The sequence below is a fragment of the Streptomyces sp. NPDC093089 genome (assembly GCF_044754405.1).
Taxonomy (GTDB): domain Bacteria; phylum Actinomycetota; class Actinomycetes; order Streptomycetales; family Streptomycetaceae; genus Streptomyces.
In genome coordinates this window covers 299,115-324,464 of the sequence record NZ_JBIVPA010000003.1, presented here as the reverse complement: position 1 = coordinate 324,464, position 25,350 = coordinate 299,115, and the positions used below count along the sequence as shown (strand labels likewise).

The 25,350-nt window shown below is 74.1% G+C and carries 24 protein-coding genes; 13 read left to right on the top strand and 11 right to left on the bottom strand.

Going from position 1 to position 25,350, the window contains the following annotated elements; genetic code table 11:
- Window positions 1–90 precede the first annotated feature (90 nt).
- Genes ACIQFX_RS08380 through ACIQFX_RS08370 form a run of 3 tightly spaced genes read right to left on the bottom strand, consistent with a single transcriptional unit; the run spans window position 91 to window position 3,297 of the window.
- Window positions 91–1,197, bottom strand: a complete 1,107-nt coding sequence (locus ACIQFX_RS08380) for a PP2C family protein-serine/threonine phosphatase (protein ID WP_402460077.1) — start codon at window positions 1,195–1,197, stop codon at window positions 91–93.
- Between the two features lies 1 nt (window position 1,198).
- Window positions 1,199–2,683, bottom strand: a complete 1,485-nt coding sequence (locus ACIQFX_RS08375) for an MFS transporter (RefSeq protein ID WP_402460075.1) — start codon at window positions 2,681–2,683, stop codon at window positions 1,199–1,201.
- Window positions 2,680–3,297, bottom strand: a complete 618-nt coding sequence (locus ACIQFX_RS08370; RefSeq protein WP_402460074.1) for a TetR/AcrR family transcriptional regulator — start codon at window positions 3,295–3,297, stop codon at window positions 2,680–2,682. Before ACIQFX_RS08370 ends, ACIQFX_RS08375 begins: the two co-directional genes overlap by 4 nt.
- A 297-nt stretch (window positions 3,298–3,594) precedes the next feature.
- Between ACIQFX_RS08370 and ACIQFX_RS08365 the strand changes: the two genes are divergently transcribed.
- From ACIQFX_RS08365 to ACIQFX_RS08355, 3 genes are all read left to right on the top strand, one after another.
- On the top strand, window positions 3,595–4,176 hold the full coding sequence (locus ACIQFX_RS08365) for a TMEM165/GDT1 family protein (protein WP_402460072.1): 582 nt from the start codon (window positions 3,595–3,597) through the stop codon (window positions 4,174–4,176).
- 183 nt (window positions 4,177–4,359) lie between these two features.
- A complete protein-coding gene (locus ACIQFX_RS08360; RefSeq protein WP_402460070.1) occupies window positions 4,360–4,977 on the top strand; it encodes a TetR family transcriptional regulator in 618 nt (205 codons plus the stop codon).
- Window positions 4,961–6,616: an acyl-CoA dehydrogenase family protein gene (locus ACIQFX_RS08355; protein WP_402460068.1), complete on the top strand. Its 1,656-nt coding sequence runs from the start codon at window positions 4,961–4,963 to the stop codon at window positions 6,614–6,616. Before ACIQFX_RS08360 ends, ACIQFX_RS08355 begins: the two co-directional genes overlap by 17 nt.
- A 170-nt stretch (window positions 6,617–6,786) precedes the next feature.
- On the opposite strand, the gene helR is transcribed toward ACIQFX_RS08355, so the two are convergent.
- On the bottom strand, window positions 6,787–8,934 hold the full coding sequence (helR, locus tag ACIQFX_RS08350; protein WP_402460065.1) for an RNA polymerase recycling motor ATPase HelR: 2,148 nt from the start codon (window positions 8,932–8,934) through the stop codon (window positions 6,787–6,789).
- Between the two features lie 283 nt (window positions 8,935–9,217).
- On the opposite strand from helR, the gene ACIQFX_RS08345 reads away from it, so the two are divergent.
- The gene (locus tag ACIQFX_RS08345; protein WP_402460063.1) at window positions 9,218–10,513 is read left to right on the top strand and encodes a M20 family metallopeptidase; all 1,296 of its coding nucleotides are present in this window, start codon (window positions 9,218–9,220) and stop codon (window positions 10,511–10,513) included.
- Between the two features lie 57 nt (window positions 10,514–10,570).
- On the opposite strand, the gene ACIQFX_RS08340 is transcribed toward ACIQFX_RS08345, so the two are convergent.
- Window positions 10,571–10,960 (bottom strand): VOC family protein, encoded by a 390-nt coding sequence (locus ACIQFX_RS08340; protein WP_402460060.1) that lies wholly within the window; start codon window positions 10,958–10,960, stop codon window positions 10,571–10,573.
- 111 nt (window positions 10,961–11,071) lie between these two features.
- A complete protein-coding gene (locus ACIQFX_RS08335) occupies window positions 11,072–11,965 on the bottom strand; it encodes a LysR family transcriptional regulator (protein ID WP_402460058.1) in 894 nt (297 codons plus the stop codon).
- Between the two features lie 118 nt (window positions 11,966–12,083).
- Here ACIQFX_RS08335 and ACIQFX_RS08330 point away from each other — a divergent pair, with 118 nt between their 5' ends.
- Both ACIQFX_RS08330 and ACIQFX_RS08325 read left to right on the top strand, forming a co-directional pair.
- A complete protein-coding gene (locus tag ACIQFX_RS08330) occupies window positions 12,084–13,361 on the top strand; it encodes an MFS transporter (protein ID WP_402460056.1) in 1,278 nt (425 codons plus the stop codon).
- On the top strand, window positions 13,361–13,678 hold the full coding sequence (locus ACIQFX_RS08325; protein ID WP_402460689.1) for a cupin: 318 nt from the start codon (window positions 13,361–13,363) through the stop codon (window positions 13,676–13,678). Before ACIQFX_RS08330 ends, ACIQFX_RS08325 begins: the two co-directional genes overlap by 1 nt.
- Window positions 13,679–13,846: 168 nt before the next feature.
- Here ACIQFX_RS08325 and ACIQFX_RS08320 read toward each other — a convergent pair whose 3' ends face one another.
- On the bottom strand, window positions 13,847–14,662 hold the full coding sequence (locus ACIQFX_RS08320; protein WP_402460054.1) for a cache domain-containing protein: 816 nt from the start codon (window positions 14,660–14,662) through the stop codon (window positions 13,847–13,849).
- Window positions 14,616–15,467 (bottom strand): FadR/GntR family transcriptional regulator, encoded by an 852-nt coding sequence (locus tag ACIQFX_RS08315; protein WP_402460052.1) that lies wholly within the window; start codon window positions 15,465–15,467, stop codon window positions 14,616–14,618. Before ACIQFX_RS08315 ends, ACIQFX_RS08320 begins: the two co-directional genes overlap by 47 nt.
- A gap of 137 nt (window positions 15,468–15,604) precedes the next feature.
- On the opposite strand from ACIQFX_RS08315, the gene ACIQFX_RS08310 reads away from it, so the two are divergent.
- From ACIQFX_RS08310 to ACIQFX_RS08290, 5 genes are all read left to right on the top strand, one after another.
- Window positions 15,605–16,642 (top strand): ABC transporter ATP-binding protein, encoded by a 1,038-nt coding sequence (locus ACIQFX_RS08310; RefSeq protein WP_402460050.1) that lies wholly within the window; start codon window positions 15,605–15,607, stop codon window positions 16,640–16,642.
- A gap of 98 nt (window positions 16,643–16,740) precedes the next feature.
- Entirely contained in the window at window positions 16,741–17,940 is a 1,200-nt protein-coding gene (locus ACIQFX_RS08305; protein ID WP_402460048.1) for an ABC transporter substrate-binding protein, read from the top strand.
- A 10-nt stretch (window positions 17,941–17,950) separates the two neighbouring features.
- On the top strand, window positions 17,951–18,886 hold the full coding sequence (locus tag ACIQFX_RS08300) for an ABC transporter permease (RefSeq protein WP_402460047.1): 936 nt from the start codon (window positions 17,951–17,953) through the stop codon (window positions 18,884–18,886).
- 22 nt (window positions 18,887–18,908) lie between these two features.
- Window positions 18,909–19,724, top strand: a complete 816-nt coding sequence (locus ACIQFX_RS08295) for an ABC transporter permease (RefSeq protein WP_402460045.1) — start codon at window positions 18,909–18,911, stop codon at window positions 19,722–19,724.
- 210 nt (window positions 19,725–19,934) lie between these two features.
- Window positions 19,935–21,368 carry a threonine/serine exporter ThrE family protein gene (locus tag ACIQFX_RS08290; protein ID WP_402460044.1) on the top strand — a complete coding sequence of 478 codons (1,434 nt, stop codon included), beginning with the start codon at window positions 19,935–19,937 and terminating at the stop codon, window positions 21,366–21,368.
- A gap of 24 nt (window positions 21,369–21,392) precedes the next feature.
- Here the strand turns inward: ACIQFX_RS08290 and ACIQFX_RS08285 are convergent, their stop codons facing one another.
- From ACIQFX_RS08285 to ACIQFX_RS08275, 3 genes are all read right to left on the bottom strand, one after another.
- Window positions 21,393–21,701 (bottom strand): CU044_2847 family protein, encoded by a 309-nt coding sequence (locus ACIQFX_RS08285; protein ID WP_402460042.1) that lies wholly within the window; start codon window positions 21,699–21,701, stop codon window positions 21,393–21,395.
- A gap of 150 nt (window positions 21,702–21,851) precedes the next feature.
- Window positions 21,852–23,201: an Ig-like domain-containing protein gene (locus ACIQFX_RS08280; RefSeq protein ID WP_402460040.1), complete on the bottom strand. Its 1,350-nt coding sequence runs from the start codon at window positions 23,199–23,201 to the stop codon at window positions 21,852–21,854.
- A gap of 136 nt (window positions 23,202–23,337) precedes the next feature.
- The gene (locus tag ACIQFX_RS08275) at window positions 23,338–23,823 is read right to left on the bottom strand and encodes an SRPBCC family protein (protein ID WP_402460038.1); all 486 of its coding nucleotides are present in this window, start codon (window positions 23,821–23,823) and stop codon (window positions 23,338–23,340) included.
- Between the two features lie 161 nt (window positions 23,824–23,984).
- Between ACIQFX_RS08275 and ACIQFX_RS08270 the strand changes: the two genes are divergently transcribed.
- Both ACIQFX_RS08270 and ACIQFX_RS08265 read left to right on the top strand, forming a co-directional pair.
- The gene (locus ACIQFX_RS08270) at window positions 23,985–24,593 is read left to right on the top strand and encodes a PadR family transcriptional regulator (protein WP_402460036.1); all 609 of its coding nucleotides are present in this window, start codon (window positions 23,985–23,987) and stop codon (window positions 24,591–24,593) included.
- A 128-nt stretch (window positions 24,594–24,721) separates the two neighbouring features.
- The gene (locus tag ACIQFX_RS08265) at window positions 24,722–25,171 is read left to right on the top strand and encodes a peroxiredoxin (RefSeq protein WP_402460034.1); all 450 of its coding nucleotides are present in this window, start codon (window positions 24,722–24,724) and stop codon (window positions 25,169–25,171) included.
- Window positions 25,172–25,350 lie beyond the last annotated feature (179 nt).

Below are 25,350 nucleotides of genomic sequence, written 5' to 3'. Positions count from 1 at the left end.
GCATGAACGGCGCACGGAACACGGAAACGTACGCGAACGACACAAGCCGCCCGAACTCGATGTTTGGGACTCCGGGGACGGGCCGCGGGTTCAGCCGGGCTGCGGCGCGCGGGAGACGAGCAGGGCGGCCACGTCGTCGTCGAGGCCGTCGGCGCCGTAGGCCACGAGGTCCCGGTGCAGGAGTCCGGGCACGTCACCGACCGGTTCCCGCACCCAGCCGCGCATGCGCGTCTCCAGCGGGTAGAAGGTGCCGGCCCGGTCGCGGGTCTCGCTGACGCCGTCGGTGTAGAGCAGGAGGCGGTCCCCGGGGCCGAAGGGGACCTCCTCGATCCGGTGGTGGTCCTCGGCGAGTCCCGCGAGGTTGACGGGCAGCGAGGGGTCGGCGAAGGCGACCGGCGCGACCTGGTTCCCGTGCTGGAGCAGCGGGGCGGGGTGGCCGCAGCTGAGGAGCCGGGCGACGTCGTGGTCGTCGGGGAGTTCCACCAGGACGACGGTGGCGAAGCGTTCGGCGGCGTCGGAGTCGGGGTCCCAGCCGCCGTAGCGGGTGAGGCCCTCGTCGAGCCGGTCGGCGAGGGCGGCCAGGTCCGGGGCCTCGTTGACGGCGGCGCGGAAGGCGCCGAGCAGGACGGAGGCGGTCTCGACGGCGCCGAGGCCCTTGCCCTGGACGTCCCCGAGCATGAGCCGCACCGCGCCCGGGACCCGTACGGCCTCGTAGAAGTCGCCGCCGATCCTGGCCTTGGCGGCGGCCGCGAGGTACAGCAGGCGCAGGTCGAAGCGGCCGAGGCGGTCCGGGAGCGGGCGCAGGACGACCCGCTGCACGACCTCCGCCACGGCGGTGACCTCGCGCAGGTCGCGTTCGTAGCGCGTGCGGACGCGGCTGACCCAGGCAGCGGCGGCGGTGACCGCGGCGAGGACGAACTCGCTGGCGAGCAGTTCGGGCGCGGTCTCGTCCCGGCCGACGGTGAGGAGCACGCGCACCGCCATGGCGAGCAGCCCGATGCCGACCGTCCCGCGCACGCTCCAGGTCACGGCGGCGAGCGCGGGCGCGGCGACGAGGAGCCGTTCGAAGCGCTCCTTGTCGGGGGTGAGGACGTCGGCGAGGGCCGTCATGGCCAGGATCAGGAACGGCAGGGCGCGACCGAGGTTGAACTGGGTGCGCGCCGCGCCGGGGGGACGCCGGTGGCCGGCAGCGGGCATTTCATGATCGTACGCAGGTCTGCCGTTCCGCCCCGGGTGGCGTCGGCCCCCGGCGTGTCCCCCGGTCCGCCGCCGGTCGCCCTCCCGGACGCCGCCGAGGACCGCGGTCCCGAGCCCCGGGCAGGGCGAGGGCGGCGGGGAGCGCGAGGGCGGCGACGCCGGCCAGGGCGGGCAGGGCGATCCCCCGGTCCGGCACGAATCCGCCCTGGGGGACGAGCGTGAGGAGGAGGGTCGCGAGGGCCACGCCGAACGCCGGGCCGATGTTCATCGCGGTCTGCTGGAGGCCACCGGCGACTCCGGCGTGGGCCTCGGGCGCCCGGTGCACGACGACGGAGGTCGCGGTGACCATCAGCGTGACGAACCCGGCGCCGAGGAGGGCGGAGGCGGTCCCGACGGGGACGGCGCCGGCCGTCGAATCGAGCCGGGCGAGCAGCAGGACCCCGAGCGTGAGCAGCGCCGCGCCGGCGGTGGCGGTGCGGCGGGGGCCGAAGCGGCGCTGGAGCGGTGGGCAGAGCGGGGCGCCGAGCGCCATGAGGACGGCCAGGGGCAGGACCCGCAGCGCGCAGTCGAGGGGGTCGAGCCGCTGGACGTCCTGGAGGAAGTACGTCGCGACGAACAGCGCGCCGAAAAGGGCCGCCGAGGCGGCGAGGAGCGCGGCGAGACCGGCGACGACGGGCGCGCTCCCGAGGAGTTCGGGAGCGAGCAGGGGCCGTGCGGTCCGCCGTTCGTGGCGCGCGAAGGCGAGCGCGGCGGCCGTGCTCGCCAGGCACGCGAGCACGGCGGTTCCCATCCCGCCGGGACGTGCCGCCTCGACGAGCCCGTGGACGAGCAGGCCGAGGGACGCGGCGAGGAGAAGGGCGCCCAGCGGGTCGAGCGCGGCGAGGCCGCCGGGTGCGGGCGCGTCCGGGCGTTCCGGCCGGTCCGGGCCCGGGCGCGGCTCCCCGGTCGTGAGGGCGATGAGGCCGATCGCGAGGGTCGGGGGCACGCCGAGGAGGAAGACGGAGCGCCAGCCGTACGCGGAGACCAGGGCGCCGCCGACGAGGGGGCCGGCCGCTGCGGCGAGGCCGATGACGGCGGTGCGCACGGCGATCGGGGTCGCGAGCCGCTCCGGCGGGTAGGCGGTGCGCAGCATGCCGAGGGTGGCGGGCTGGAGGAACGCGCCGCACACGCCCTGGAGGACGCGCAGCAGGATCACCGCGCCGATTCCGGGTGCGAGGGCGATGCCGGTGGACGCGGCGGCGAAGCCGAGGGCGCCGAGGGCGAAGACCCGGCGGTGGCCGTACCGGTCGCCGAGTCGGCCCGCGAAGACGAGCAGGCTCGCGACGGCCACGAGGTAGCCGGTGCTGGTCCACTGGACCTGGCCGACGTCGGCGTGCAGGTCGCGTTGGAGCGCGGGCTGGGCGACCGTGAGGACGGTCCCGTCGAGGGCGACGACGGCCGCGCCGACGACGCTGCACGCAAGGACGGGGGTGCGGGGCCGGGTCACGGCGTCGGGCCCGCCGGGCCGAGGTGGGCGTCGAGGGCTGCCGCGAGGAAGGGCGCCGGATCGTCGCCGCCGGTGGCGAGCGGGAGGCTGCCCCAGTGCCAGAGCTGGGCGATGCCGTGCAGGTTGGCCCAGAGCGCGCCCGCGACGACGGCGGCGTCGGCGTCGGGCCGGACGCGGGCGACGAGACCGGCGAGGTGGGCGAAGAGCGGCAGGCTCGTCTCCCGCAGTCCCAGTCGGCCGCTCTCCAGGAGGTCGTGCCGGAACATCAGTTCGTACATGCCGCGCCGGATCGCGGCGTAGTCCAGGTACACGCGGGCGAGCAGTTCGATCCGTTCGCGCGGCCCGGCCTCCTCCCGGTCCGCGGCGGTGACGCGGTCGGCGAGTTCGGCGAAGCCCTGGCGGGCGATGGCCGACAGGAGGTCGAGGTGGGTCGGGAAGTGCCGGCGGGGTGCCCCGTGGGAGACGCCGGCCCGACGGGCGATCTCGCGCAGCGAGAGGGCCTGGGCGCCTTCGCCGTTCACCAGCTCGACGCCCACCCGGACGAGCCGCCCGCGCAGCCCGGCTTCGGCGTCGGCCGTCCCCGGGTCGCCGTGTGTCCCTGCTTCGTCATCCATGGGCACTGTCTACCAAGATCGAGTAGACACTGTCTACTCGATTGTGCGCTCCCGTCCGTTACACTGGGCGCAGCGAAGGGGAGTAGCCCTGCGAACCGGTCGTCGACACACTGGAACCCCCGGGTTCCCGGTGACCGGGTCCGCGCACGACGCGGACGGGCGAGACCTTCGGCCAGGCAACAGCTGCGTCCGCATTCCCGTGGGCGCGGTTCGTCATGCCGGGCCGAGTGGTCCTCCCGTCGCCCACCGAGGCGCCGTACGAAGTCCATGGGCCCGGACCGAGCAGAGAGCCCCGGTATGCACCTCGACCCCTTGGCGATCCTCACCGCCTTCGGGCTGATCTTCCTCGCCGAGCTTCCCGACAAGACGATGTTCGCGTCGCTCGCCATGGGCACGCGCATGCGTCCGCTGTACGTGTGGATCGGCACCTCCACCGCCTTCCTGGCGCACGTCGCCATCGCCGTGGGAGCCGGCAGCCTGCTCGGGCTGCTCCCCGGCTGGTCGGTCAAACTCGTCTCGGCCCTGCTGTTCGGCTTCGGGGCCTTCGTGCTGCTGCGCGGCGGCGACGAAGAGCAGGCGGACGAGGGCGGCCGGACGGTGACCGGCTTCTGGCCCGTCTTCTCGACCGCCTTCACGGCCGTCTTCATCAGCGAGTGGGGCGACCTGACGCAGATCACCACCGCCAACCTCGCCGCCACGAACGGCACCTGGTCGACGGCGATCGGCTCGCTCGCCGCCCTGATGAGCGTCTCCGCCCTGGCCCTCGTGGCGGGCCGGTTCATCGCCAAGCGCGTACCGCTCAAGACCGTGCAGCGCGTCGGCGGCGTCATCATGGCCGGCCTCGCCGTCTGGTCCCTGACGGAGGTCTTCACCGGCTGACGCCCCGTCCGCCGTACGCCCGCGCCGCACACCCCCGCTCCCGGCGGGGGTGTGCGGCGTTCCGCGTCCGGGTGCGACCGTGCCCGACGGGACGCTGACCGCTCACCGACACCCCTCCCCCACGGAAGGAGCGCCGTCGCGCGAGCCCTTGATGAAGCAGTGAATCACTGCTTCACTCCTTCCATGCCCTACCGACGCACCCCCGCCGTCCAAGCCCGGCTCGACGCCCAGCGCGCCACGGTCGTCGACGCGGCGCTCGGGCTGCTCGCCGAGCAGGGCTACGCGGGCTGCACGATGGCGGCCGTCGCAGCCCGGGCCGGAATCGCCACGGGCAGCGTGTACCGCCACTTCCCGAGCAAGGCCGAGCTCGCCGTCGAGCTCTTCCGCACCGTGGTGCGCCGGGAGGTCGCGGCCGTCTCCGAGGCCGCCGCGCACCCCGCGCACCGGTCGGCGGCCGAGCGGGTGGTCGCCGTCATCGAGACCTTCGCCCAGCGCGCCCTGAAGTCGCCGCGCCTCGCGTACGCGCTGCTCGCCGAACCGGTCGACCAGGCCGTCGACGCCGAGCGGCTCGTCTTCCGGCGCGCCTTCCGCGACGTGTTCGCCGCCCGCGTCGCCGACGGCGTGCGCACCGGCGAGCTGCCGCCACAGGACCCCGCCCTGACGGCCTCCGCACTGGTGGGGGCGGGCGCCGAGGCGCTCGTCGGACCGCTGGCGGAGGGGGCCGTCGGGCCCGACACCGTACCCGCACTCGTCACCTTCACCCTGCGAGCTCTGGGAGTTCCCGATGCCGACCACGCATGAGGTCACCAACCAGGTACCACCGCTGACCGGTTACGACGTCTCCGCCGACCCCGCGCTCCTGGAGGCGCTGCGCCGCGAGGGCGCCGGCTGGGCCGAGGCCGAGGTCCGCGACCTCGGGCGGCGGGCCGGCGGCGAGGAGGCCCAGGAATGGGGGCGGCTCGCCGAGCGCCACTCCCCCGTCCTGCACACCCACGACCGGTACGGGCACCGCGTCGACGAGGTCGAGTTCCATCCGCACTGGCACGACCTGATGGACACGGCCGTCCGGCACGGGCTGCACGGCGCGCCCTGGCGCGACGAACGGCCGGGCGCGCACGTGGCGCGCGCGGCCAAGGTGTTCGTGTGGGGGCAGGCCGACGCGGGCCACCTGTGCCCGGTCTCCATGACGTACGCCGCCGTGCCCGCCCTGCGCGCCCAGCCGGAGCTCGCCGAGGTGTACGAGCCGCTGCTCACCTCCTCCACGTACGACTTCGGGCTCCGGGTGCCGACGGAGAAGCGCGGGATCATCGCCGGGATGTCGATGACCGAGAAGCAGGGCGGCTCGGACGTCCGGGCGAACACCACCCGCGCGGTGCCGACGGGCGAGCCCGGCCTGTACGCGCTGACCGGGCACAAGTGGTTCACCTCGGCGCCGATGTCGGACGTCTTCCTCACCCTCGCGCAGGCGCCCGGCGGCCTGTCCTGCTTCCTGGTGCCGCGCGTGCTGCCCGACGGCAGCCGCAACGCGATCCGCCTCCAGCGCCTCAAGGACAAGCTCGGCAACCGGTCGAACGCCTCCTCCGAGATCGAGTACGAGGGCGCCCTCGGCCGACTGGTCGGCGAGGAGGGGCGCGGGGTGGCCACCATCATCCGGATGGTCAACATGACGCGGCTCGACTGCGCGATCAGCTCCGCGTCGGGGATGCGCCTCGGCCTCGTCCAGGCGGTGCACCACGCCACGCACCGCGAGGCGTTCGGGGCGCGGCTCGTCGACCAGCCGCTGATGCGGAACGTCCTGGCCGACCTCGCGGTCGAGGCCGAGGCGGCGACCGTCGCGGCCCTGCGGCTCGCCGGGGCCGTCGACCGGGCGGCGCGCGGCGACGCGGAGGAGGAGCAGCTGCGGCGGCTCGGCCTCGCCGTCACCAAGTACTGGGTGTGCAAGCGGGCGCCCGCGCACGCGGCCGAGGCCCTCGAATGCCTGGGCGGCAACGGCTACGTCGAGGACTCCGGGCTGCCGAGGCTCTACCGAGAGTCGCCGCTGCCGTCTATCTGGGAGGGCTCGGGGAACGTGGCCGCCCTGGACGTGCTCCGGGCGATGGCCCGTCAGCCGCAGGCCGTCGAGGCGTACTTCGCCGAGGTCGACCGCGGCGCGGGCGCCGACCGGCGCCTGGACACGGCGGTCGCCGGCCTGCGCAAGGACCTCGCGGGCCTGGGCGACGAGGCCTCGGTGGCGTACGGGGCGCGCCGGCTCGTCGAGCGCCTCGCTCTCGTCCTCCAGGGCTCCCTGCTGGTCCGGCACGGCGACCCGGCCGTCGCCGACGCCTTCTGCGCCTCCCGTCTCGACGGCGACCGCGGCCTGGCCTTCGGCACCCTGCCGGCGGGCGTGGACACGGCGGCGATCATCGCCCGGAGCCGCCCGGACGCCGTGACCGCGGGCTGACGACCCGCGGAGCGCGGACGCCGCCGGCCCGCGTCGCTACTCCGTCGCCCGGCGGAAGGTGCCGCTGCTCCGTCGTCCCCCGGAAGGTGCAGCCGCTCCGTCGTCCGCAGGAGGGCGCGGCTCTCCGTCGCCGGCCGGAAGGTGCGGCGGGCGACGGAGAGCCGCGCCCGTCAGGGGCTGGTGAGGACGACGAGGCGCTGGGTCGCGCGGGTCATCGCGACGTAGCGGTCGACCGCGCCTTCGACGCCGTCGCCGAAGGCGTCCGGGTCGACGAGGACGACCAGGTCGAATTCGAGGCCCTTCGACGACGACGGGGTCAGGGACCGGACGCGGTCGGTCTCCCGGAAGGCCGGGGCGCCGATGACGCAGGCGACGCCCTCGGTGTGCTCCGCCAGCCAGGTGTCGAGGACCGCGTCCAGCTCCGACACGGAGCCGTGGACGACGGGGAGTCCGCTGGCGCGTACGGACGTCGGCACGTTGGCGTCGGGAATCGCGGCCCGGATGACCGGCTCGGCCTCGGCCATGACCTCCTCCGGGGTGCGGTAGTTGATGCCGAGGCCGGCCACGTCGATCCGGTCGAACCCGTTGCGCTCCAGCCGCTCGCGCCACGACTCCGTGAACCCGCGCCGGGTCTGGGCGCGGTCGCCGACGACGGTGAAGCTGCGGGACGGGCAGCGGAGCAGCAGCATCTGCCACTCGGCGTCGGTCAGTTCCTGCGCCTCGTCGACGACGATGTGCGCGAACGGTCCTGCGAGGGGTTCCGGGTCGGCGGCGGGCAGCGCCGCATCGTCGACCAGGCTGTCCTTCAGGTCCTGGCCGCGCAGCATCGTGACCGCGCCCTCGCCGTCGTCGTCGGCCGCAAGCACGTTGTCGATGACGTCGGCCATGCGGGCCCGCTCGGCGTCGACGGAGGCCTGGTGGCGGCGCCTGCGCGCCGATGCCTCCGGGTCGCCGAGCCGCTGCCGGGCCGCGTCGAGGAGCGGCAGGTCGGACACCGTCCAGGCCTGCGGGTCGGTGCGTCGGAGCCTGCGCACCTCGTCGGGCCCGAGCCAGGGTGCGCACAGGCGCAGATAGGCGGGGACGGTCCACAGGTCGCCGACCAGGTCGGCCGCTTCGAGCAGCGGCCAGGCCCGGTCGAGCGTGTCGATCAGCTCCCTGTCGAGGAGCAGGGACTTGCGGAACAGCTCGGGCGGGACGTCCCCGTCGTTCTTGTCCGTGAGGATGGCGAGCAGCTCCTCCAGGATCTGGTCACGCGCCTCGTTGTGCGGGGTGCCGGGCTCGACGGACCGGAACGCCTCGGCCCAGTCGTCGGCGCTCAGCCACACGTCGGACCAGGAGGTGGTGATCGTCATGCCCTCGGTGGGCGGCGATTCGTAGAACCGTACGGCCGTCTCGATCGCCCCGACCATGTCCGCGGTGGACTTCAGGCGGGCCGCCTCCGGGTCGGTCTCCAGCCCGGCTCGGGCTCCTTCGGCGACGAGGTCGCGCACGGTGCAGGTCTGCACCCCCTCTTCGCCGAGGCTGGGGAGGACGTCGGCGACGTAGTCCAGGTAGGGCTGGTGGGGGCCGACGAACAGCACGCCGCCGCGCCGGTGGCCGAGGCGGGGGTCGGAGTACAGGAGGTACGCGGTGCGGTGCAGGGCGACGACGGTCTTGCCGGTGCCCGGGCCGCCGTCGACGACGAGCGCGCCGCGGGATCCGGCCCGGACGATGGCGTCCTGGTCGGACTGGATGGTGGAGAGCACGTCGCGCATGCGGGCCGACCGGTTGCCGCCGAGGCTCGCGATGAAGGCGGACTGGTCGTCGAGCGCGGCGTGGCGTTCGAGGCCGTCGGCGGTGAACACCTCGTCCCAGTAGTCGCTGATCCGGCCGCGGGTCCAGCGGTACCTGCGGCGGCTCTCCAGGCCCATCGGCCGGGCGTGGGTGGCGGCGAAGAACGGTTCGGCCGCGGGGGAACGCCAGTCGACGAGGAGTCGGCGCCCCTCGCTGTCGGTCAGGCCGAGGCGGCCGATGTACAGGGGTTCGCCGCCGTCGACGCCGACGATGCGCCCGAGGCACAGATCGAGGCCGAACCGGCGCAGGGCGCGCAGGCGCCCGGTCAGCCGGTGGATCTCCAGGTCCCGCTCCATCGCCGCCTGGCCCGCGCCGCCGGGCGCCCGGCGCTCGGCGTCGAGGCGGTCGGACAGTTCGCCGATCGCCTGCTCCAGGCTCTCCGCGATGGCCGCGAAGTGCTTCTCGTCGCCGGCGATCAGCGCCGGGTCCGCCTTCGCGGCGAGGCTGTCGGGCAGGTCGAAGGCGCTGGTGGTCTGAAGGTGCATGTCTCCCGTTTCCGCAGGTCCTGGCTTCGAGGGGAGATTGTGCGGCACTCCGGGGGCCTTGCCGCAAGCCCCCCTGTGCGCTATACCTTGAGAGTGGCGGAGGATGTGTTGTCTCCTCGCGCCGGCGCGGACCGTGATGACGACCGGTCCTCAACCCCCCTCCCCAGGACCGCTCGTGCGTGTCGTGTCCGTACTCTCGCGGCGGGCCCGGCTCCGGAGTGGCAGGCTGGTGGCGCACGCGTCCCATGGCCACGGCTTCGGCCGTTTCGAGAGGGAGTCCCCGTTGGGCGGCGAGGCGATCCACGACGAACTGGACCGGCGGGCGGCCGAGGTGGCGGAGCGGGTGGTGGCCTGGCGGCGCCATCTGCACCGGCATCCGGAGCTGTCCAACCGGGAGGTGAACACGGCCCGGCTGGTGGCGGAGCACCTGCGGGCGCTGGGTCTCGACGAGGTGAGGACCGGCATCGCGGGCCACGGGGTCGTGGGGGTGCTGCGCGGTGCGGCGGCGGGCGAGCGGGTCGTGGCGCTCCGGGCGGACATGGACGCGCTGCCCGTGAGGGACCTGTGCGGCACGGACTTCGCGTCCGAGGTGGTGGACGCCGACTACCCGGGCGGCCCGTTCCCGGTGTCGCACGCCTGCGGGCACGACTGCCACACCGCGATGCTGCTGGGGGCGGCGACGGTTCTGGCGGGTGCGCGCGACCGGCTGCCGGGCACCGTCCTGTTCGTCTTCCAGCCCGCCGAGGAGGGTCCTCCGGTGACCGAGGAGGGCGGTGCGCGGGCGATGGTCGAGGCGGGCGCCTTCGCCGACCCGGTGCCGACGATGGCCTTCGGCCTGCACGTCACACCCCACCCGAGGGGGTACGTGGGGTACCGGATCGGCAACCAGTACGGCGCTTCCGCGCTGGTCAGGATCGTCGTCACCGGCAAGCAGACGCACGGTTCGACGCCCTGGCAGGGGATCGACCCGATGCCGGCGGTGGGGGCGATCCTGACGGGCATCGGCCAGGTGTACCGGCAGGTCTCGGCTTTCGACGCGGTCACCGTGTCCATCGGGCACGTGGAGGACGTCGGCCGCTTCAACATCGTCGGCCAGACGGTGACCCTGTGGGGCACGGTCCGCTGCGCCGTGGAGTCGGACATGGCGGAGGTCCGCCGCCGCCTCACGACCCTGGCCGAGCACTCGGCGGCCGCCTACGGGGCGACGGCCGCCGTCGAGTACCTCCAGCCCGTTCCCCCGGTGCACAACAGCGGTCCGTGGGTCGCCGCGGCCCTGCCCACCTTCCGCCGGGTGGTGGGCGAGGAGCGCGTGGTGGAGACCGGCGGCACCCTCGGGTACGACGACGTCTCCGAGTTCGTGAGCCGGTTCGGCGGCCTGTACGTGACGCTCGGCGTCCAGGACGCGGCCCTGGACGCTTCGGGGCTGCCGGTGCCGCTGCCGGGCGGGCGCGGTCTCGTCACCAACCACAACCCGCACTTCTACGCGGACGACGACACCCTCGTCACCGGCGTCCGGCTCCATGCGCACGTGGCCTACGACCATCTGACGGGGGATCTGATGGCGTCCGCGCCTTCCTAGGCACCGGAGCAGGGCGAGGGCCGCACCCCGCGGGGATGCGGCCCTCGGACGAAGTGCCTAGGCGGGCCAGCCGCCGTACGGCACGGTGATGAGTTCCATGGCGTGGCCCGCCGGGTCCATGAAGTAGACGCCGCGGCCGCCGTCGTGGTGGTTGATCGCGCCGGGCTGCTTCCGGTGGGGGTCGGCGTAGTGCTCGATGCCGCGCTGCCTGATCTTCGCGTACGCCGCGTCGAACTCCTCTTCGGAGACCAGGAACGCGTAGTGCTGCGGGGTGATCCGGTCCGCGGGGACGGTCGCGAAGTCCAGCGTGACGCCGTTGTTCAGGGCCACCGCGACGAACGGGCCCCACTCCGAGGTGATCTCGAGGCCCAGCAGGTCCACGAAGAACTCCGCGGACTCCCGGTTGTCCCGGGCATGGACGATGGTGTGGTTCAGATCGACTGGCAAGGAATGCCTCCGAGGGCATCTCCCGACACCTCCATGCCTCACCCAGTCGGTGACCGACACGCGATGTCGCCGTCAACCCTAGTCGCCGCGGCCGCCCCCGCACCACCGGTTTCAGGCCGGGGCGGCTGTGCCGACCGCCGACACGAAGGCCCTGAGCAGGTCGGAGTCGGCGGAGGCGGTCGGCCAGGCCAGGCCGTACGCGAGGGGCGGGGCGTCGCGCAGCGGGACGTAGGCGATGCCGGGGCGGGGGTGGTAGGCGGCGCCCCGTGCGGCGCCGGGGGTGGCTCCCCGGCCCGCCGACACGTGAGAGAGGACCTCCTGCCAGGTGGCGGCCGCCGGGCCCCGGCCGACGGGTGCCCCGGACGGGGTGCTGCGCGGGTAGTGGTGGTCGGTCCAGTAGTCCGGTGCGGCGCCCTCGGGGGCGATCAGGTCCAGGCCGGCGAGGTCCTCCAGGTCCAGGGAGGATCGCCGGGCGAGCGGATGGGCGGCGGGCAGGAGCAGCACGCGGTCGTCGGTGGTGACGACGGGGCCGGTGGTGAGGTCCGGCTCGCGGACGGGGAGGGCCACGCACTGGACGTCCAGCGTGCCGTCCTTGAGGGGGCGGACGCCCTCGTCGAGCTGGACCTCCCGCACGGTGATCTCGCAGGCGGGGTGGAGCGCGAGGAGGGTGTCGGCGGCGGCGGTGAGCAGCTCGCCGCCCCAGGGGGTCCCGAAGCCGGCGCGCAGCCTGCCGTGGAGGCCGCGCCCCGCGGCGGTGGCGCGTTCGAGCGCGGTGCGCAGCTGCCGGTGGACGGGCAGGAGGTCCTCGTACAGGGTGCGGCCGACCGGGGTGAGGCGGACGCTGCGGCTGGTGCGGGTGAAGAGGGGCGTGCCGACGCGTCGCTCCAGCTTCTTGACGGTCTGGCTGACGCGGCCGGTGGTGACGCCGAGTCGTTCGGCGGTGCGGCCGAAGTGGAGTTCCTCGGCGAGCGTCAGGAACGCCTCCAGTTCGTACCGTTCGAGCATCGCCCCTCCACCGATCGTTGAGTGTGGCTCAACGCCGCTTCGATGATCGCATCTTGTTCGACCCGGGTGCCGGCGGGGAGCCTGGACGGGTCCGCCTCCCCCGTACGGAAGAGAGTCCGTGGAACCCAGTCCCCTCGCCTCGCCCGCACCCGCCCGGCCCGTGAACGTGCCGCTCTTCGCACTGGCGGGGGCCGTCACCGTCGCCAACCTCTACTTCCCGCAGCCGCTGCTCGCCGCCGTGGCGCGCGGTCTCGAGGTCTCGGAGCGGACGGCGGGGCTGATCGCGCCGGCCGCCCAGGTCGGGTACGCGCTCGGGATCATGCTGCTCGTCCCGCTGGCCGACACCGCGCGGCTGCGGCGCCTCACCTCCGTGCTGCTCGCCCTGACCAGCGCGGCCCTGCTCGTCGCCGCGGCGGCCCCCGACGTGGTCACCCTGGCCGTCGCGACGCTCGCGCTCTCCACCACGACGGTCCTGCCGCAGATCCTCACCCCGGTGGCGGCCGTGCTGGCGGGCCCCGGGCGGCGGGGCCGGGTCGTGGGCCTGGTGGGACTCGGCCTGACCCTCGGCTCGGCCCTCTCCCGTACGGTCTCGGGCGCCGTGACCGACGCGACCGGCAGCTGGCGGGCGGCGTACGTCGTCGCCGCGGCGGCGACGGCGGTCCTGCTGTTCGTGCTGCCGCGGCGGCTGCCCGACCGGCTGGGGTCGCGGGGGCGCACGTCGTACGCCGGGCTCCTGGCCGGCCTGCCCCGGCTCCTGGCCGCCCATCGGGAGCTGCGGGTCTCGGCGCTGCTCGGGGCGTGCGCCTTCGCCGCGTTCAGCGTCTTCTGGACGGTGCTCGCCTTCCATCTGGCGGCCCCGCCCCTCGGGTACGGCCCGGGGGTGGCCGGCCTGTTCGGGCTGCTGACGCTCCCCGCGGCGCTGCTCTCGGCGACGGCGGGTCCGCTGGCCGACCGGTACGGGACGGGTGCGGTGAACGCGGTCGGTCTCGTCTGCGCGGGTCTCGGGCTCGGGCTCGCGGTGCTCGCGCCGTCCTCCCCCGTGGCCCTGGCGGCCGGGGCGAACCTCCTGGTGGTCGGGGTCAGCTCGTCGCAGGTGGCCGCCCAGGCGCGGATCTTCGCGATCGGCCAGGAGGTGGCGGCGCGGGTCAACACGGTCTTCATGCTCGCCACCTTCGGCGGCGGCGCGCTCGGCTCCCTGGCCGGTTCCTGGCTGTACGCGGTCCACGGCTGGTCGGCCGCGCTGCTCGCGGCGGGAGCCTGCGTAGCCGGCGGGCTCCTGGTGGTGGCCGGGTCGGCGCGACCGGCGGCCCCGAGTTGCGCCCCGGACGGCACACGGGAGGCTGGGGGTATCCATCCGCACGCCGCGCCGGAGAGAACCCCGCAGGGAGAGACATGATGCCCGACCTCACCGCGCTCGCCGACGAGCACCTCGCGGCGGCCCGTACGGCCCCGCACGGACGCAGCGCCCACCTCGTGATGCACGACGGAGTGCTCCGGCAGACCGTCATCGCCCTGACCTCGGGCACGTCCCTCGACGAGCACAACGCGCCCCCGGCGGCCAGCCTCCAGGTACTGCGGGGCCGGGTGAACCTGACGGCCGCCGGATGGGCGGAGGCCATGTCGGAGGGCTCGCTGCGGATGCTCCCGAAGGAGCGGCACGGCCTGACCGCCCTGGAGGACGCGGTGGTGCTCCTGACCGCCGTGAACGACTGACGGCGGTGGACGACCGACGGCAGTGGACGGCTGACGTCCGCGAGCGACCGATCGCCGTGAACCACCGTGAACCACCGACCGCCGTGAACCGCTGACCGCCGTGAACCGCTGACGTCTGCGAGCGACCGACGCCCGAAAGGCCGAAAGGCCGGTGCACGCACGCGCGTGTCAGGGCGCGGCGGTGACCAGGACCAGGGGCACGCCGCCGCAGGGCAGCAGGCGCAGGCCCCCGGCGTGGTGTGCGGTCGGCGGGCCGGCGAGGACGGCGGCGAAGTCCGGGCCCCTGGTGAGGGACCCGGTGAGGTGGGCCGGGTCGGTGGACGCGGCGACCCGGCCGCGTGCGTTGACCAGGCGGGCCGGGACGGGCAGCCGCTGGAGCACGGGCAGCACGGCCGCCTCGAAGTGGCGCAGGTAGACGTCGGCGGCGGCGACGCCGACGAACCGGCCGGCGTGGGCGACGGGGGCGGAGAGCGTCAGCCCGTACTCGTCGGAGCAGAGGTAGTCGACGTACGGTCCGGCGACGGCCCGCCGGCCGGTCTCGCGGGGCAGGGCGTACCAGTCCCAGTGGGTGTAGTCGGAGTAGGCGGAGTGCTCCGGGTCGAGGTCCAGGAGGAGCGGGCGCACGGTTCCGCCGGGCCCGCGCTGCCACCATTCGAGGCAGCCGGGGACGTCGTCGAGGAGGCCGGGCGCGGCGACGAAGCCCACGCCGGAGACGAGCGGGAGGGTGTCGAGGCGGGCCCGCAGACCGGGGCGCAGGGCCGCCAGGTCGGCGGCGACGGGCGCGCGGCCCGCCCCCGTCACGTCCGCGAGCAGGGCGCTCGTCTCCGCGCCGGTCTCGGCGACGGCCGCGAAGACCTGTTCGAGGGTGTCCCGGACGCGGCGGACGACCTCGGCGCCGGGTCCGCCGTCCGGTGTCGCCGCACCGGCCCGCACGGTGTCAGCGGCGGCCCGTGCGGGGCCCGCGAGCCCGGTGCTCCTGGCCATGGGTGTCCTCCTCGGACCGAGGCTCGGCTGCGCGGCCGGGGGCGGCCAGGCGCAGCGCGATCAGCCGCTCCACCGACTCCCGTACGCATGTCTCGGCGAGCGTTCTGGCCCGCTCGTCGGCCTCATCCTGCACGGCGGAGATCACGGCGCGGTGACGATCCGAAAGAACGGCCAGATGTGCGGGGTCGTCGAGGACGAGGCAGAGCAGGGCGCCCAGGTCCGTCTGGAGGGCGATCTCCTCGCGCGTGAGGCGCGCGGACTGCGCGGCGGCGGCGAGTTCGACGTGGAAGCGGCCGTAGAGCCTGCCCCGGGTCGCCGGGTCGGTGGCGGCGGTGAGTTCCTCGACCGTACGAGTGAGGGGGCGCAGGTCGCCGGGCTGGGTGCGGCGGGCCGCGAGCAGGGCGGCGGCACCGGAGACGGCGGCCCAGTGGTCGCCGAGGTCGCGCAGTTCCTCGGTGGACCAGTCGGCGAGCCGGGCGTGCAGCCGCTCCTCGGGGGGACTGTCGGGCAGGGTGACGAAGCTGCCGCCGCCACGGCCGCGGCGGGTGGTGACGAGTCCCTGCTGCCGCAGGGCCATGAGGGCTTCGCGCAGGGTGACGGTGGAGACGCCGAGCTGTCCGGCGAGCTCGGTCTCGCCGGGCAGTTGCTCCCCGTCGGCGAGGAGGCCCAGTTCGATGGCGTCGGCGATGCGGCGGACGACGGTGTCCACGCGCGCGCGGGTGTCGACGGGGGTGAAGGCGGCCCGGCGGGCGGTGCCCGCTCCGGGCGCGCGATCCCCGCCGTCCGGCCTGCCGTTCGGTCTCACGGTTAACCACCTCGCGCGTCGAGCTTGAGCGTTGACTCAGCCTTTACCTTAAAGGGGTCTTGAGATTTGAACTATGACTTCATATGTTTATGCCCACGCCCGAGCAACGCTCCACCGCACCAGAAAGGTTCCCGCCCATGGAAGGAATGGCGATCCGGCTGACGGGACTGCGCAAGGCCTACGGCCGGACCGAGGCCGTGGCCGGCGTGGACCTGGAGATCGCCGACGGCGAGTTCTTCTCGATGCTCGGCCCCTCCGGATCCGGGAAGACCACCGTGCTGCGGATGATCGCCGGCTTCGAGACGCCCACCGGGGGCACCGTCGAACTGGCCGGCCGGGACGTCACCCGGCTCGCCCCCTTCGAGCGCGACGTGCACACCGTCTTCCAGGACTACGCGCTCTTCCCGCACATGACGGTCGAGCAGAACGTCGCCTACGGCCTCAAGGTGCGCGGGGTGCCCCGCGCCGAGCGCCTGGTGCGGTCCCGCGCCTTCCTCGCCCGCGTCGGCCTGGAGGGCCTCGGCCGCCGCCGGCCCGCCGAACTCTCCGGAGGCCAGCGCCAGCGGGTCGCCCTGGCCCGCGCGCTCGTCGGGCGCCCCCGGGTGCTGCTCCTCGACGAACCGCTGGGCGCGCTCGACCTCAAGCTCCGCGAGCGGATGCAGGTCGAACTCAAGGAGATCCAGCGCGAGGTCGGCATCACCTTCGTGTTCGTCACCCACGACCAGGAGGAGGCCCTGACGATGAGCGACCGGATCGCGGTCTTCCACCAGGGCCGGATCGAACAGGTCGGCACGCCCGCCGAGATCTACGAACGCCCCGGCAGCCCGTTCGTCGCCGGATTCGTCGGCACCTCCAACCTGCTGAGCGGCGACACCGCCCGACGGCTGGTCGGGTCACCGGGCACGTACAGCATCCGGCCCGAGAAGATCCGGATCGTCACCGAGCCCGCGGCCCCCGCCGACGCCGGGCTCGCCACTGCCGCCGGCACGGTCGCGGAGGTCGTCTACCTCGGCGACTCGACCCGCTTCCTCGTCGACCTCGACGCGGGCGGCCGGCTCACCGCCGTCCAGCAGAACCTGGAGACGTCCTCCGCCGACCTCGCGGGCTTCCGCGGCGCCCGCGTCGACCTCCACTGGCACCCGCGACACGCCGTGCCCGTCCCCGAGGCGCCGTAACGCCCCGCTTCCCCAGCAGCAAGCCTCCCCTGCCCCGTCCCCGAGACGCCGCAACGCCCGCTTCCCCAGCCCCGTCCCCTCACGCAACGGAGAACCCCGTGCGCCCGTACCGCTCCCTCCTGACCGCAGCCGCCGTCTCGGGACTGCTCCTCGTCACCGCCTGCGGATCGGCGGACCCGGCCGGCTCCGGCACGTCCGGCGGCCTCAACCCGCCCGACCTGAAGGCGCCCACCGCGCTCGGCGAGGCCGAGGGCGAGGTCAACCTCATCGCCTGGGCGGGGTACGTCGAGGACGGCTCCAACGACCCGAAGGTCGACTGGGTCACCGCCTTCGAGAAGCAGACCGGCTGCCAGGTGAACACCAAGACCGCCGCGACCTCCGACGAGATGGTCGCGCTGATGAAGACCGGCGCGTACGACGCCGTCTCCGCGTCCGGCGACGCCTCGCTGCGGCTCATCGCCTCCGGCGACGCGGCCCCCGTGAACACCGCGCTGGTCCCGAACTACGCCGACGTCTTCGCCGGGCTCAAGAACAAGGACTGGAACTCCGTCAAGGGCGTCGCCTACGGCATCCCGCACGGCCGCGGCGCCAACCTCCTCATGTACGACACCGAGAAGGTGAAGCCCGCCCCCGACTCCTGGTCCGCCGTCTTCGACAAGGCCTCCGCGCACAGCGGGAAGGTCACCGCCTACGACTCTCCCATCTACCTCGCGGACGCCGCCCTGTACCTCAAGGCGACCGAGCCGGAGCTGGGCATCCAGAACCCGTACGCGCTGGACCAGAAGCAGTTCGACGCCTCGGTCGCCCTGCTCAAGGAGCAGAACGCGCACATCGGCGAGTACTGGAGCGACTACCTCAAGGAGATCTCCGCCTTCAAGAGCGGCGACTCGGTCGTCGGCACCAGCTGGCAGGTCATCGCCAACCTCGCCGAAGCCGAAGGCGCGAAGATCGAGGCGGTCCTGCCGAAGGAGGGCTCGACCGGCTGGTCCGACACCTGGATGGTCTCGGCCAAGGCCAAGCACCCCACCTGCGCCTACAAGTGGCTCGACTGGATCGTCTCGCCGAAGACCAACGCCCAGGTCGCCGAGTACTTCGGCGAGGCGCCGGCCAACGCGAAGTCGTGCGCCGAGACCGCCGACAAGAACCACTGCGCCACCTTCCACGCCACCGACGAGGGCTACTGGAAGCAGGTGCACTTCTGGACCACGCCGATCGAGCAGTGCCTCGACGGGCGCACGGACGCGCGCTGCGTCCCGTACGCGAAGTGGGTCCAGGCCTGGAACGAGATCAAGGGCTGACCGCGTCGCCATGACCACGCTCTCCCCCTCCCCGCGCGCCACCGGTGCCAGTGCCGCTGGCGACGCCGGGCAGGACCGGGGCACCGGTCCCGCCCGGCGGCTCGCCGGGGCCCTGCACCGGCGGCCCCGGCTGCGGCTCGCGGCCCTTCTCACGGCCCCTCTGCTCTGGCTCGTCCTCGCCTATCTCGGTTCCCTGGCGGCGCTGTTCCTGTCCGCCTTCTGGACGACCGACAACTTCACCTCCGAGGTCGTCCGGATCTGGACCTCGCGGAACTTCGAGGAACTGGTCGCCTCCCCCGTCTACCGGACGGTCGCGCTGCGCACCGTCGGCGTCGCCCTCGCCGTGACCGCGCTGTGCGCCCTGATCGCCTTCCCGCTCGCCTTCTACACCGCCCGGGTGGCACCCGCGCGCCGCAGGCCGCTGTTCGTGGTCGCCCTGCTCATGCCGCTGTGGGCGGGCTACCTGGTCAAGGTGTACGCGTGGCGGCTGATCCTGTCCGAAGGCGGTCCGCTGGACTGGGCGCTCCGGCCGCTCGGCCTGAGCGGACCGGGATACGGGCTCACGGCCACGGTGCTCGTCCTGACGTACCTGTGGCTGCCGTACATGGCGCTGCCGATCCACACGGCGCTCGTCCAGCTGCCCGACAGCCTGCTGCACGCCTCGGCCGACCTCGGCGCGCGGGCGGGACGCACCTTCCTCTCCGTCGTCCTGCCGATGGTGTGGCCGGCGGTCGCCGCAGGGTCGGTCTTCACCTTCTCGCTGAGCCTCGGCGACTACATCACGGTGCAGATCGTCGGCGGCAAGACCCAGCTGATCGGCAACCTCGTCTACTCGAACGTCACCCTCAACCTGCCGTTGGCCGCCGCGCTCGGCACCGTGCCGGTCGCCGTCATCGTGGTGTACCTGCTCGCGGTGCGGCGCTCCGGCGCGCTGCGCAGCCTGTGACCGGCCGGAAGGACCCCGACCGATGAACCTCTCCCGTCCCGCGCGGATCGCGCTGCGCACCGCGGCCTGCCTGGGCTTCGCGGCGATCTACCTGCCGCTGCTGCTCGTGCTGCTCGGCTCGCTCAACCCCGACCGGTCGGCGAGCTGGCCACCACCGGGGCTCACGCTCGACTGGTGGGCGGCGGCCTGGGACAACGAGGGCGCCCGCGCAGCCCTCTGGACGTCGGTCAAGACGGGGATCGCGGCGACGGCGGTGGCACTGGTGCTCGGCACACTGATCGCCTTCGCGGTGCAGCGCCACGCGTTCTTCGGGCGCGAGGCCGTCTCGTTCGCCGTGGTGCTGCCGATCGCGCTGCCCGGCATCGTCACGGGTATCGCCCTCAACTCGGCGTTCGGCACGGTCCTCGAACCCCTCGGGGTGGGCCTCGGGATGTTCACCGTGGTCGTGGGCCACGCGACCTTCTGCATCGTGGTGGTCTTCAACAACGTGGTGGCCCGGCTGCGCAGACTCCCCGGCTCGTACGAGGAGGCCGCCATGGACCTGGGCGCGCACACCTTCCGCACCTTCCGGGACGTCACCTTCCCGCTGCTGCGGTCGGCGCTGCTCGCGGGCGGTCTGCTCGCCTTCGCGCTCTCCTTCGACGAGATCGTGGTGACCACGTTCACCGCGGGGCCCGGGGTGGAGACCCTGCCTGTGTGGATCTTCAACAACATGACCCGCCCTCAGCAGGCCCCGGTGGTCTCCGTGGTGGCCGCGGCGCTCGTCCTGCTCTCGGTGGTGCCGATCTACGCGGCCCAGCGGCTCTCCTCGGACACGGCGGGCGGCGGGCGGGTCTGACTCCCGCGGCGAACGCGCCCACCCCGCCCCGCCGTTCCGCGCGGCGCGGTCGCCACCCCACTGCTACCTTTCCGAAATGCGCAGCTTGTGCGATTTTCAGGGGAGGCGTGGCGCGGTCGCCACGGGGAACGGGTGCGGGGTCTCCACGGAGAGCGGGTGCGGGGTCTCCACGGAGAGCGGGCACGTGCGCACCGCGGGAAGCGGGCGCGTGTGGTGAGGCTTCCCCGCTTCGCGCCGCGCCCCCGCTCCGATCCGCGTCCTCGCGTCGATCTGCGCGCCCTCGCGCGGCGGGCCGCGTCCCTGCGGCCGCTGCGGGGCGGCGGCACCGTCACCCTGCCGGAGGCCGAGGACGCGGGCCGGGAGCGGCTCCGGGACCTCGCCTCGCTGCTGTGCGAACTCGGCGCCGAGCTGCTGCGTGCCGGGGAGCGGACGGCCGAGGTGGAGGGCACGCTGCACGATGTGGCGGCCCGCTACGGCATGCGGGTGCGCTCCTTCGTGGTCCCCACCGGGCTCTTCGTCCGGGTCGGCGGCGGCCCCGACGGGCAGGGCGGCGAGCTGGACTTCGCCCCGGTCGAGGGGCCGGACCTGAGGCTGGACCAGGTGGAGGCGCTGCAGTCGCTGGTGGAGCGGATGCGCGCCGAGGAGGTGTCCTTCGCGGACGCCCGGCGCTCACTCGGGGAGGTCCGCGAGCGCCCGGAGCGGTTCAGTCCGGCCACCACCGTCCTCGGCTACGTGCTGCTCACCGTCGGCCTGGGCGTGATGCGGCACGCGACCGTGCCGGCCGTCATCGGGTACGCGGTGCTCGGCGCGGGCGTCGGTGTGCTGCGCCTCTTCGGCGACCGGCTCCCGGCGGCCCGCACCGCCCTGCCGGTGGTCGCGGCCGTCCTCGTGACGACCGCCTCCCTGCGCTGGGCCGGACCGCTCCTGCACGAGGAACCCACGGTCCTGTACGTCCCGCCGCTGATCGCCTTCCTGCCGGGCGCCGCGCTGACCCTCGGGGCCATCGAACTCGCCACCGGGGCGGCCCTGTCGGGCATGGCCAGACTGGCCGGGGCCGTGAACGTCCTGCTGCTCCTGGCGCTCGGCATCCTGGTCGGCACCGAACTCCTGCGGCCCCGGCCGGCGGGCGGGCCCGCGGCCGATCCGCTCGGGGCCTGGGCGCCGTGGGCGGGCGTGCTGCTGCTCGGCTTCGGTTTCCTGCTGTACTCCTCCGCTCCGCCGCGGGTGACGCCGTGGCTGCTCGGCGCGCTGCTCGTCGAACGGTTCGTGCAGTCGGTGGCCGCCGAGTTCGGCGGCACGACCTTCGGGGCGTTCGCCGCCGGCATGCTGCTGCCGCCGATGGCGAGCTGGATCTCGCGTCACTCGCACACGCCGGACCAGGTGGTGTTCCTGCCCTGCTTCTGGCTGCTCGTGCCCGGCGCGGTAGGCCTCACCAGCGTCTCCGAGATCATCGTGGACGGGGACACGGACGCCGGCCTGGACAGTCTGGTCGGCACGGTGATCACCGTCGCCGCCATCGCCCTGGGCGTCCTCGTGGGCGCCGGCCTCCAGCGGCGCCCGCGGATGAGCCTCGGCGAGCCGGCTCCGGCGTCTCCCCTGCCCGAGCCGGACGACGAGACGCCGGCCGAGAAGCCGCCGGTCTGAGCCCGTTCGGGTGAAGGCCCGGGCTCAGCGGGGCTTCTTCTCCCATTCGAGGGTGACCCGCAGGCTGGCGTTCGCGCTGCTCTGGACGACGAGCGCCGTCAGCCTGCCCGCGTCCAGGCAGAGCTGGCAGCCGAACTCGACCGTCGCGCGGTCCGGAGCCGCCTGGTGGAGCGCCTCGCCGATCTTCCCCGCGAAGGAGGACAGCGCTTCGGTGACGGCGGAGAGGTCGGGCAGGCGGTCGCCGAGCCCTTCGAGTGCGGAGTCGGGGCCGAGGCGGCGCGCCTCCACGAAGAGGGTCGCGTCCCCGACCTCGACCTCGGTGATGTCCGTCATGAGGCTCCCTGAGGTCGGCGGGGCGGGCAGGACGCCAGTATCACCGAGGGGCGCGGGGCCGGTGGTGCCCGCCGAGCCGTCGGCGTGGCGCGGCCGCGGCTCCCGTCCGGGCCGCCCTTCGCGCCTTCGGCGCGGACCCGATCCGCCCGTTCACAGCTGCGGGCGGAGGGCGCCCGCGGCGGGCCCGGCCGCCGCGACGGCGGTGCCGGGGCCGAGGGCGCTGCCCCGCTGCCACTCGGGCCAGCTGAGGTTCCAGTCGCCGAAGCCGTTGTCGAACGGGGTCATGAGCTGCCCGTACCCGTGGACGACGCGGACGAGGTCGCCCTCGCGGACGGTGCCGAACAGCCAGGCGGCGTCCTCGTCGCTCATGCCGGTGCAGCCGTGGCTGACGTTCTCGCTGCCCTGCGCGTCGACGGACCAGGGCGCGGCGTGCAGGTACTCGCCGCTCCATGTCACCCGGGTGGCCCAGCGGACCTTGAGGTCGAAGTAGTCCCGGCTGCCGCGGGCGATGCCGATGGAGTCGCCGCGCATGTGGACGAGCGGCTCCTTGCCGAGGACGACCTTGATGCCGCCCCGGGTGCGGTAGCCGGCCTTGCCGGTGGTGACCGGGAAGGTGCGGAGCAGCTGTCCGTCGCGGAACACCGACATCTTGAGGGCGGAGACGTCGGTGACCGCCTCGATCCGGGCACCGGTGGTGAAGGTCAGCGGGCGCGAGGGGCCGCCCTGGAGTCCGGCGGTGATCCGGGTCCCGGCGAGTCCGCTGTGGGCGCGCACGGTGGCGTGGGTGGGCCAGTAGGTGCGGGGCCGGTAGTGGAGGGTGCGGGGGTCGACCCAGTACCAGGCGCCGTCCACATGGGGTTCGGCGCGTACGTCGAGGGCGCGTTCGACCGCGCGGCGCGCCTCGGGGGCGTCGGCGGGCACGGGGTGGCTGAGCTCGGCCGTGATCGGCTGCCCCACTCCGTAGGTGCCGCCGTCCTTGGGTCCGAACGTCACGGTGAGCCGATCCCCGGCGGGCGCCGCGGGGGCACGGAGTTCCAGGTGGGCGAGGTCGCGCCGGGGGCCGTGGCCACCGGGGCGTTCGACGACGAGGCGGGCCGCGAAGCGGCCTCCGGTGGAGAGCGCCGTCGCGCTGGTCCACCGGGTGCCGTCGGTGCTCCGCGTGCCGGCGACCCTGCGGCCGCGCTGGTCCGTGACGGTGACGTCGGCGAGCACCCCGGGGGTGCGCAGCGTGAGTTCCACCGGGCCCGCCACCCGCGCGTCGAGCGCGACGGGATCCGCGGTGAGGACGGGGCCGCCGCTCAGCGCGATCGTGCGCCGGGGCACGGAGCAGATCCCGCCGGCGGTGACGCAGCCGTCGACGGTGACGACGGCCCCGGGGTCGGGGGCGGAGCGGGGGCCCGGCTCCCGGCCGGGGGGCGCCTGGGCGGCCGTACCGACGAGTACGGCTCCGACCGCCAGGGACAGCGCTCCCCACCCCCGTGTGTATCTGCGTGACGACACGTCGGACACCCTCTGCTTCCGGACGACGATGCCGGCGTTCGGTGCCGACCCGATCATCAGAACGGATCAGAGGAGAAAAATATGATCAAGGTGCCGGGCGTGGCGGGCGAGTGGCGGGTGAGACGACTCGAATGGGTCAGCGGGCGGGCTCGGGGAGCTCCTCGCCGGTCTCCAGGAGGGACTTGAGGCTGGCGATCAGCGCAGGCCACCCCTCGCCGATCAGCGCCTTGATGGTTCCGTCCGGCTCCAGGTCCCCGTGCGTGACGGTGAGTTTGACGATGTCGCCGGAGGGCTCGATCACGAAGGTCACACGGGACCTGCGCTCGGCGGCGAGCCGCGCGTAGACGTCCTCGTCGAGGCGGACGGCCTCCGCCCAGGCGGGGGTGAAGGTGTGCCAGGTGTACGAGAGGAGACGGCCTGGTTCGGCGGCGAGGACGACCTGCTCGGGGTCGACGGTGCGACGCCCTCCCTCGTCCCAGACCATCGGGGATCCGGGGGTCCACTCGGTCTCGAAGGCCACGCCCCAGTACCGCCGGGTGAGCTCCGGGTCGGTGAGCGCCTGCCAGAGCTCGTCCGGGGTCGTCCGGATGTAGGTGGTGTAGACGAACGAGTCGCTGTCCATCGCGCTGCCCCTCGGTTCCGCTCCCCCGCTGCCTGCCCCTCTCCAGCCTAGGCAGGCGCCCGACGGACGTGCCAGCGAAGGGCACCCGTCCGGCCCTCGGGGTGACGTACCGGTTGAATAGGTGCGGAGGAAACTATTCAACATGCTGCTAGCGTATCCGGATGTCGCTCAAGCACGCCGTCCTCGCAGCTCTTCTGGAGGGCGAGGCATCCGGATACGACCTGGCCAAGATCTTCGACGTGTCCGTCGCCAACTTCTGGGCGGCCACCCCGCAGCAGCTCTACCGCGAGCTCGACCGCCTCGACGAGGCCGGGCTGATCACCGCCCGTGTCGTGGAGCAGGAACGGCGCCCCAACAAGCGGATGTTCAGCCTGACGGAACCGGGCCTGCGTGATCTGGCGGCCTACACGTCGACGCCGCCGCGCCCGAGCGCCGTCCGCGACGAGCTGATGGTCCAGGTGCAGGCCTGCGACGAGGGCGACACGGCGGCGGTGCGCGGGTTCGTGGCACGGCGGATGGAGACGGCCCGGGCCAAGCTGGCTCGCTACGATCGGCTGCGGGAGCGGATGCTCGACGGCCGTGACGAGGACGTCTACCTCGCCGAGGCGGAACGGATCGGCCCCTACCTGACGCTGATGCGCGGCCGGTTCTTCGAGGAGGAGAACCTGCGCTGGGGCGAGCGGGCCCTCGCGGTGCTCGACCTCCGCGCCGCCGCGCGGAGTGGGGCGACGGAAGCCGCGGAAGGGGTCGAAGCGGCTCCGCGGGGCTGACCCCGCCCCACCCGGTGGAGCCGTGGCCCCACCCCCGGGTACCCACCGGCACTACCCTGCGGTAACGTCACCGACCGGCCACCGGAGGTGCCGGTGGCGTCGCTGGTACGGATCGGGGACGGGCTTCTGTGAACGTCGGTGACCTCGTCGAGGACTTCAGCCTTCCGGACGAGACGGGCGCGGCGCGCTCCCTCACCGGCCTCCTTTCCGAGGGGCCGGTCGTCCTCTTCTTCTACCCGGCGGCGATGACGCCGGGGTGCACGGCCGAGGCCTGCCACTTCCGCGACCTGGCGGCCGAGTTCCGCGCCGTCGGCGCGCTGCCCGTCGGGATCAGCTCGGACGACGTGGAGCGGCAGCAGGAGTTCGCCGAGCGACACTCCCTGGGCTACCCGCTGCTGTCCGACGTGGACGGTGCCATACGCGAACGGTTCGGCGTGAAGCGCGGCTTCTCGCTCGCCCCGACCAAGCGGGTCACGTTCGTCATCGGCCAGGACCGGCGGGTGCGCGAGGTCGTCCGCAGCGAGCTGCGGATGAGCGTCCACGCGGACCGCGCGCTGGCGGCCCTGCGCCAGGGCTGAGACCGCCTCCGGATCCGAGGGGCTGCTCCGTTCCTCGTGCGCTCCGCGCCGCCCCGGGGCCGCCTCGCCGCCGCACCGCTTCGCGGCGTCCATCCGATCACGCCCCCGGGCGGCCCGCACGTCGGGCCGCCACGAAGTGCGGGGCCGCGAGGGCTGGGTGAGACTCACTCCAACGCCTG

What these genes read in the sequence shown, in the direction of transcription:
- ACIQFX_RS08380 (WP_402460077.1), bottom strand. Translation starts at nt 1,197, where the DNA reads ATGCCCGCTGCCGGCCACCGGCGTCCCCCCGGCGCGGCGCGCACCCAG.
- ACIQFX_RS08370 (WP_402460074.1), bottom strand. Translation starts at nt 3,297, where the DNA reads ATGGATGACGAAGCAGGGACACACGGCGACCCGGGGACGGCCGACGCC.
- ACIQFX_RS08365 (WP_402460072.1), top strand. Translation starts at nt 3,595, where the DNA reads ATGCACCTCGACCCCTTGGCGATCCTCACCGCCTTCGGGCTGATCTTC.
- ACIQFX_RS08360 (WP_402460070.1), top strand. Translation starts at nt 4,360, where the DNA reads ATGCCCTACCGACGCACCCCCGCCGTCCAAGCCCGGCTCGACGCCCAG.
- ACIQFX_RS08355 (WP_402460068.1), top strand. Translation starts at nt 4,961, where the DNA reads ATGCCGACCACGCATGAGGTCACCAACCAGGTACCACCGCTGACCGGT.
- helR (WP_402460065.1), bottom strand. Translation starts at nt 8,934, where the DNA reads ATGCACCTTCAGACCACCAGCGCCTTCGACCTGCCCGACAGCCTCGCC.
- ACIQFX_RS08335 (WP_402460058.1), bottom strand. Translation starts at nt 11,965, where the DNA reads ATGCTCGAACGGTACGAACTGGAGGCGTTCCTGACGCTCGCCGAGGAA.
- ACIQFX_RS08325 (WP_402460689.1), top strand. Translation starts at nt 13,361, where the DNA reads ATGCCCGACCTCACCGCGCTCGCCGACGAGCACCTCGCGGCGGCCCGT.
- ACIQFX_RS08320 (WP_402460054.1), bottom strand. Translation starts at nt 14,662, where the DNA reads ATGGCCAGGAGCACCGGGCTCGCGGGCCCCGCACGGGCCGCCGCTGAC.
- ACIQFX_RS08310 (WP_402460050.1), top strand. Translation starts at nt 15,605, where the DNA reads ATGGAAGGAATGGCGATCCGGCTGACGGGACTGCGCAAGGCCTACGGC.
- ACIQFX_RS08300 (WP_402460047.1), top strand. Translation starts at nt 17,951, where the DNA reads ATGACCACGCTCTCCCCCTCCCCGCGCGCCACCGGTGCCAGTGCCGCT.
- ACIQFX_RS08295 (WP_402460045.1), top strand. Translation starts at nt 18,909, where the DNA reads ATGAACCTCTCCCGTCCCGCGCGGATCGCGCTGCGCACCGCGGCCTGC.
- ACIQFX_RS08285 (WP_402460042.1), bottom strand. Translation starts at nt 21,701, where the DNA reads ATGACGGACATCACCGAGGTCGAGGTCGGGGACGCGACCCTCTTCGTG.
- ACIQFX_RS08275 (WP_402460038.1), bottom strand. Translation starts at nt 23,823, where the DNA reads ATGGACAGCGACTCGTTCGTCTACACCACCTACATCCGGACGACCCCG.
- ACIQFX_RS08270 (WP_402460036.1), top strand. Translation starts at nt 23,985, where the DNA reads ATGTCGCTCAAGCACGCCGTCCTCGCAGCTCTTCTGGAGGGCGAGGCA.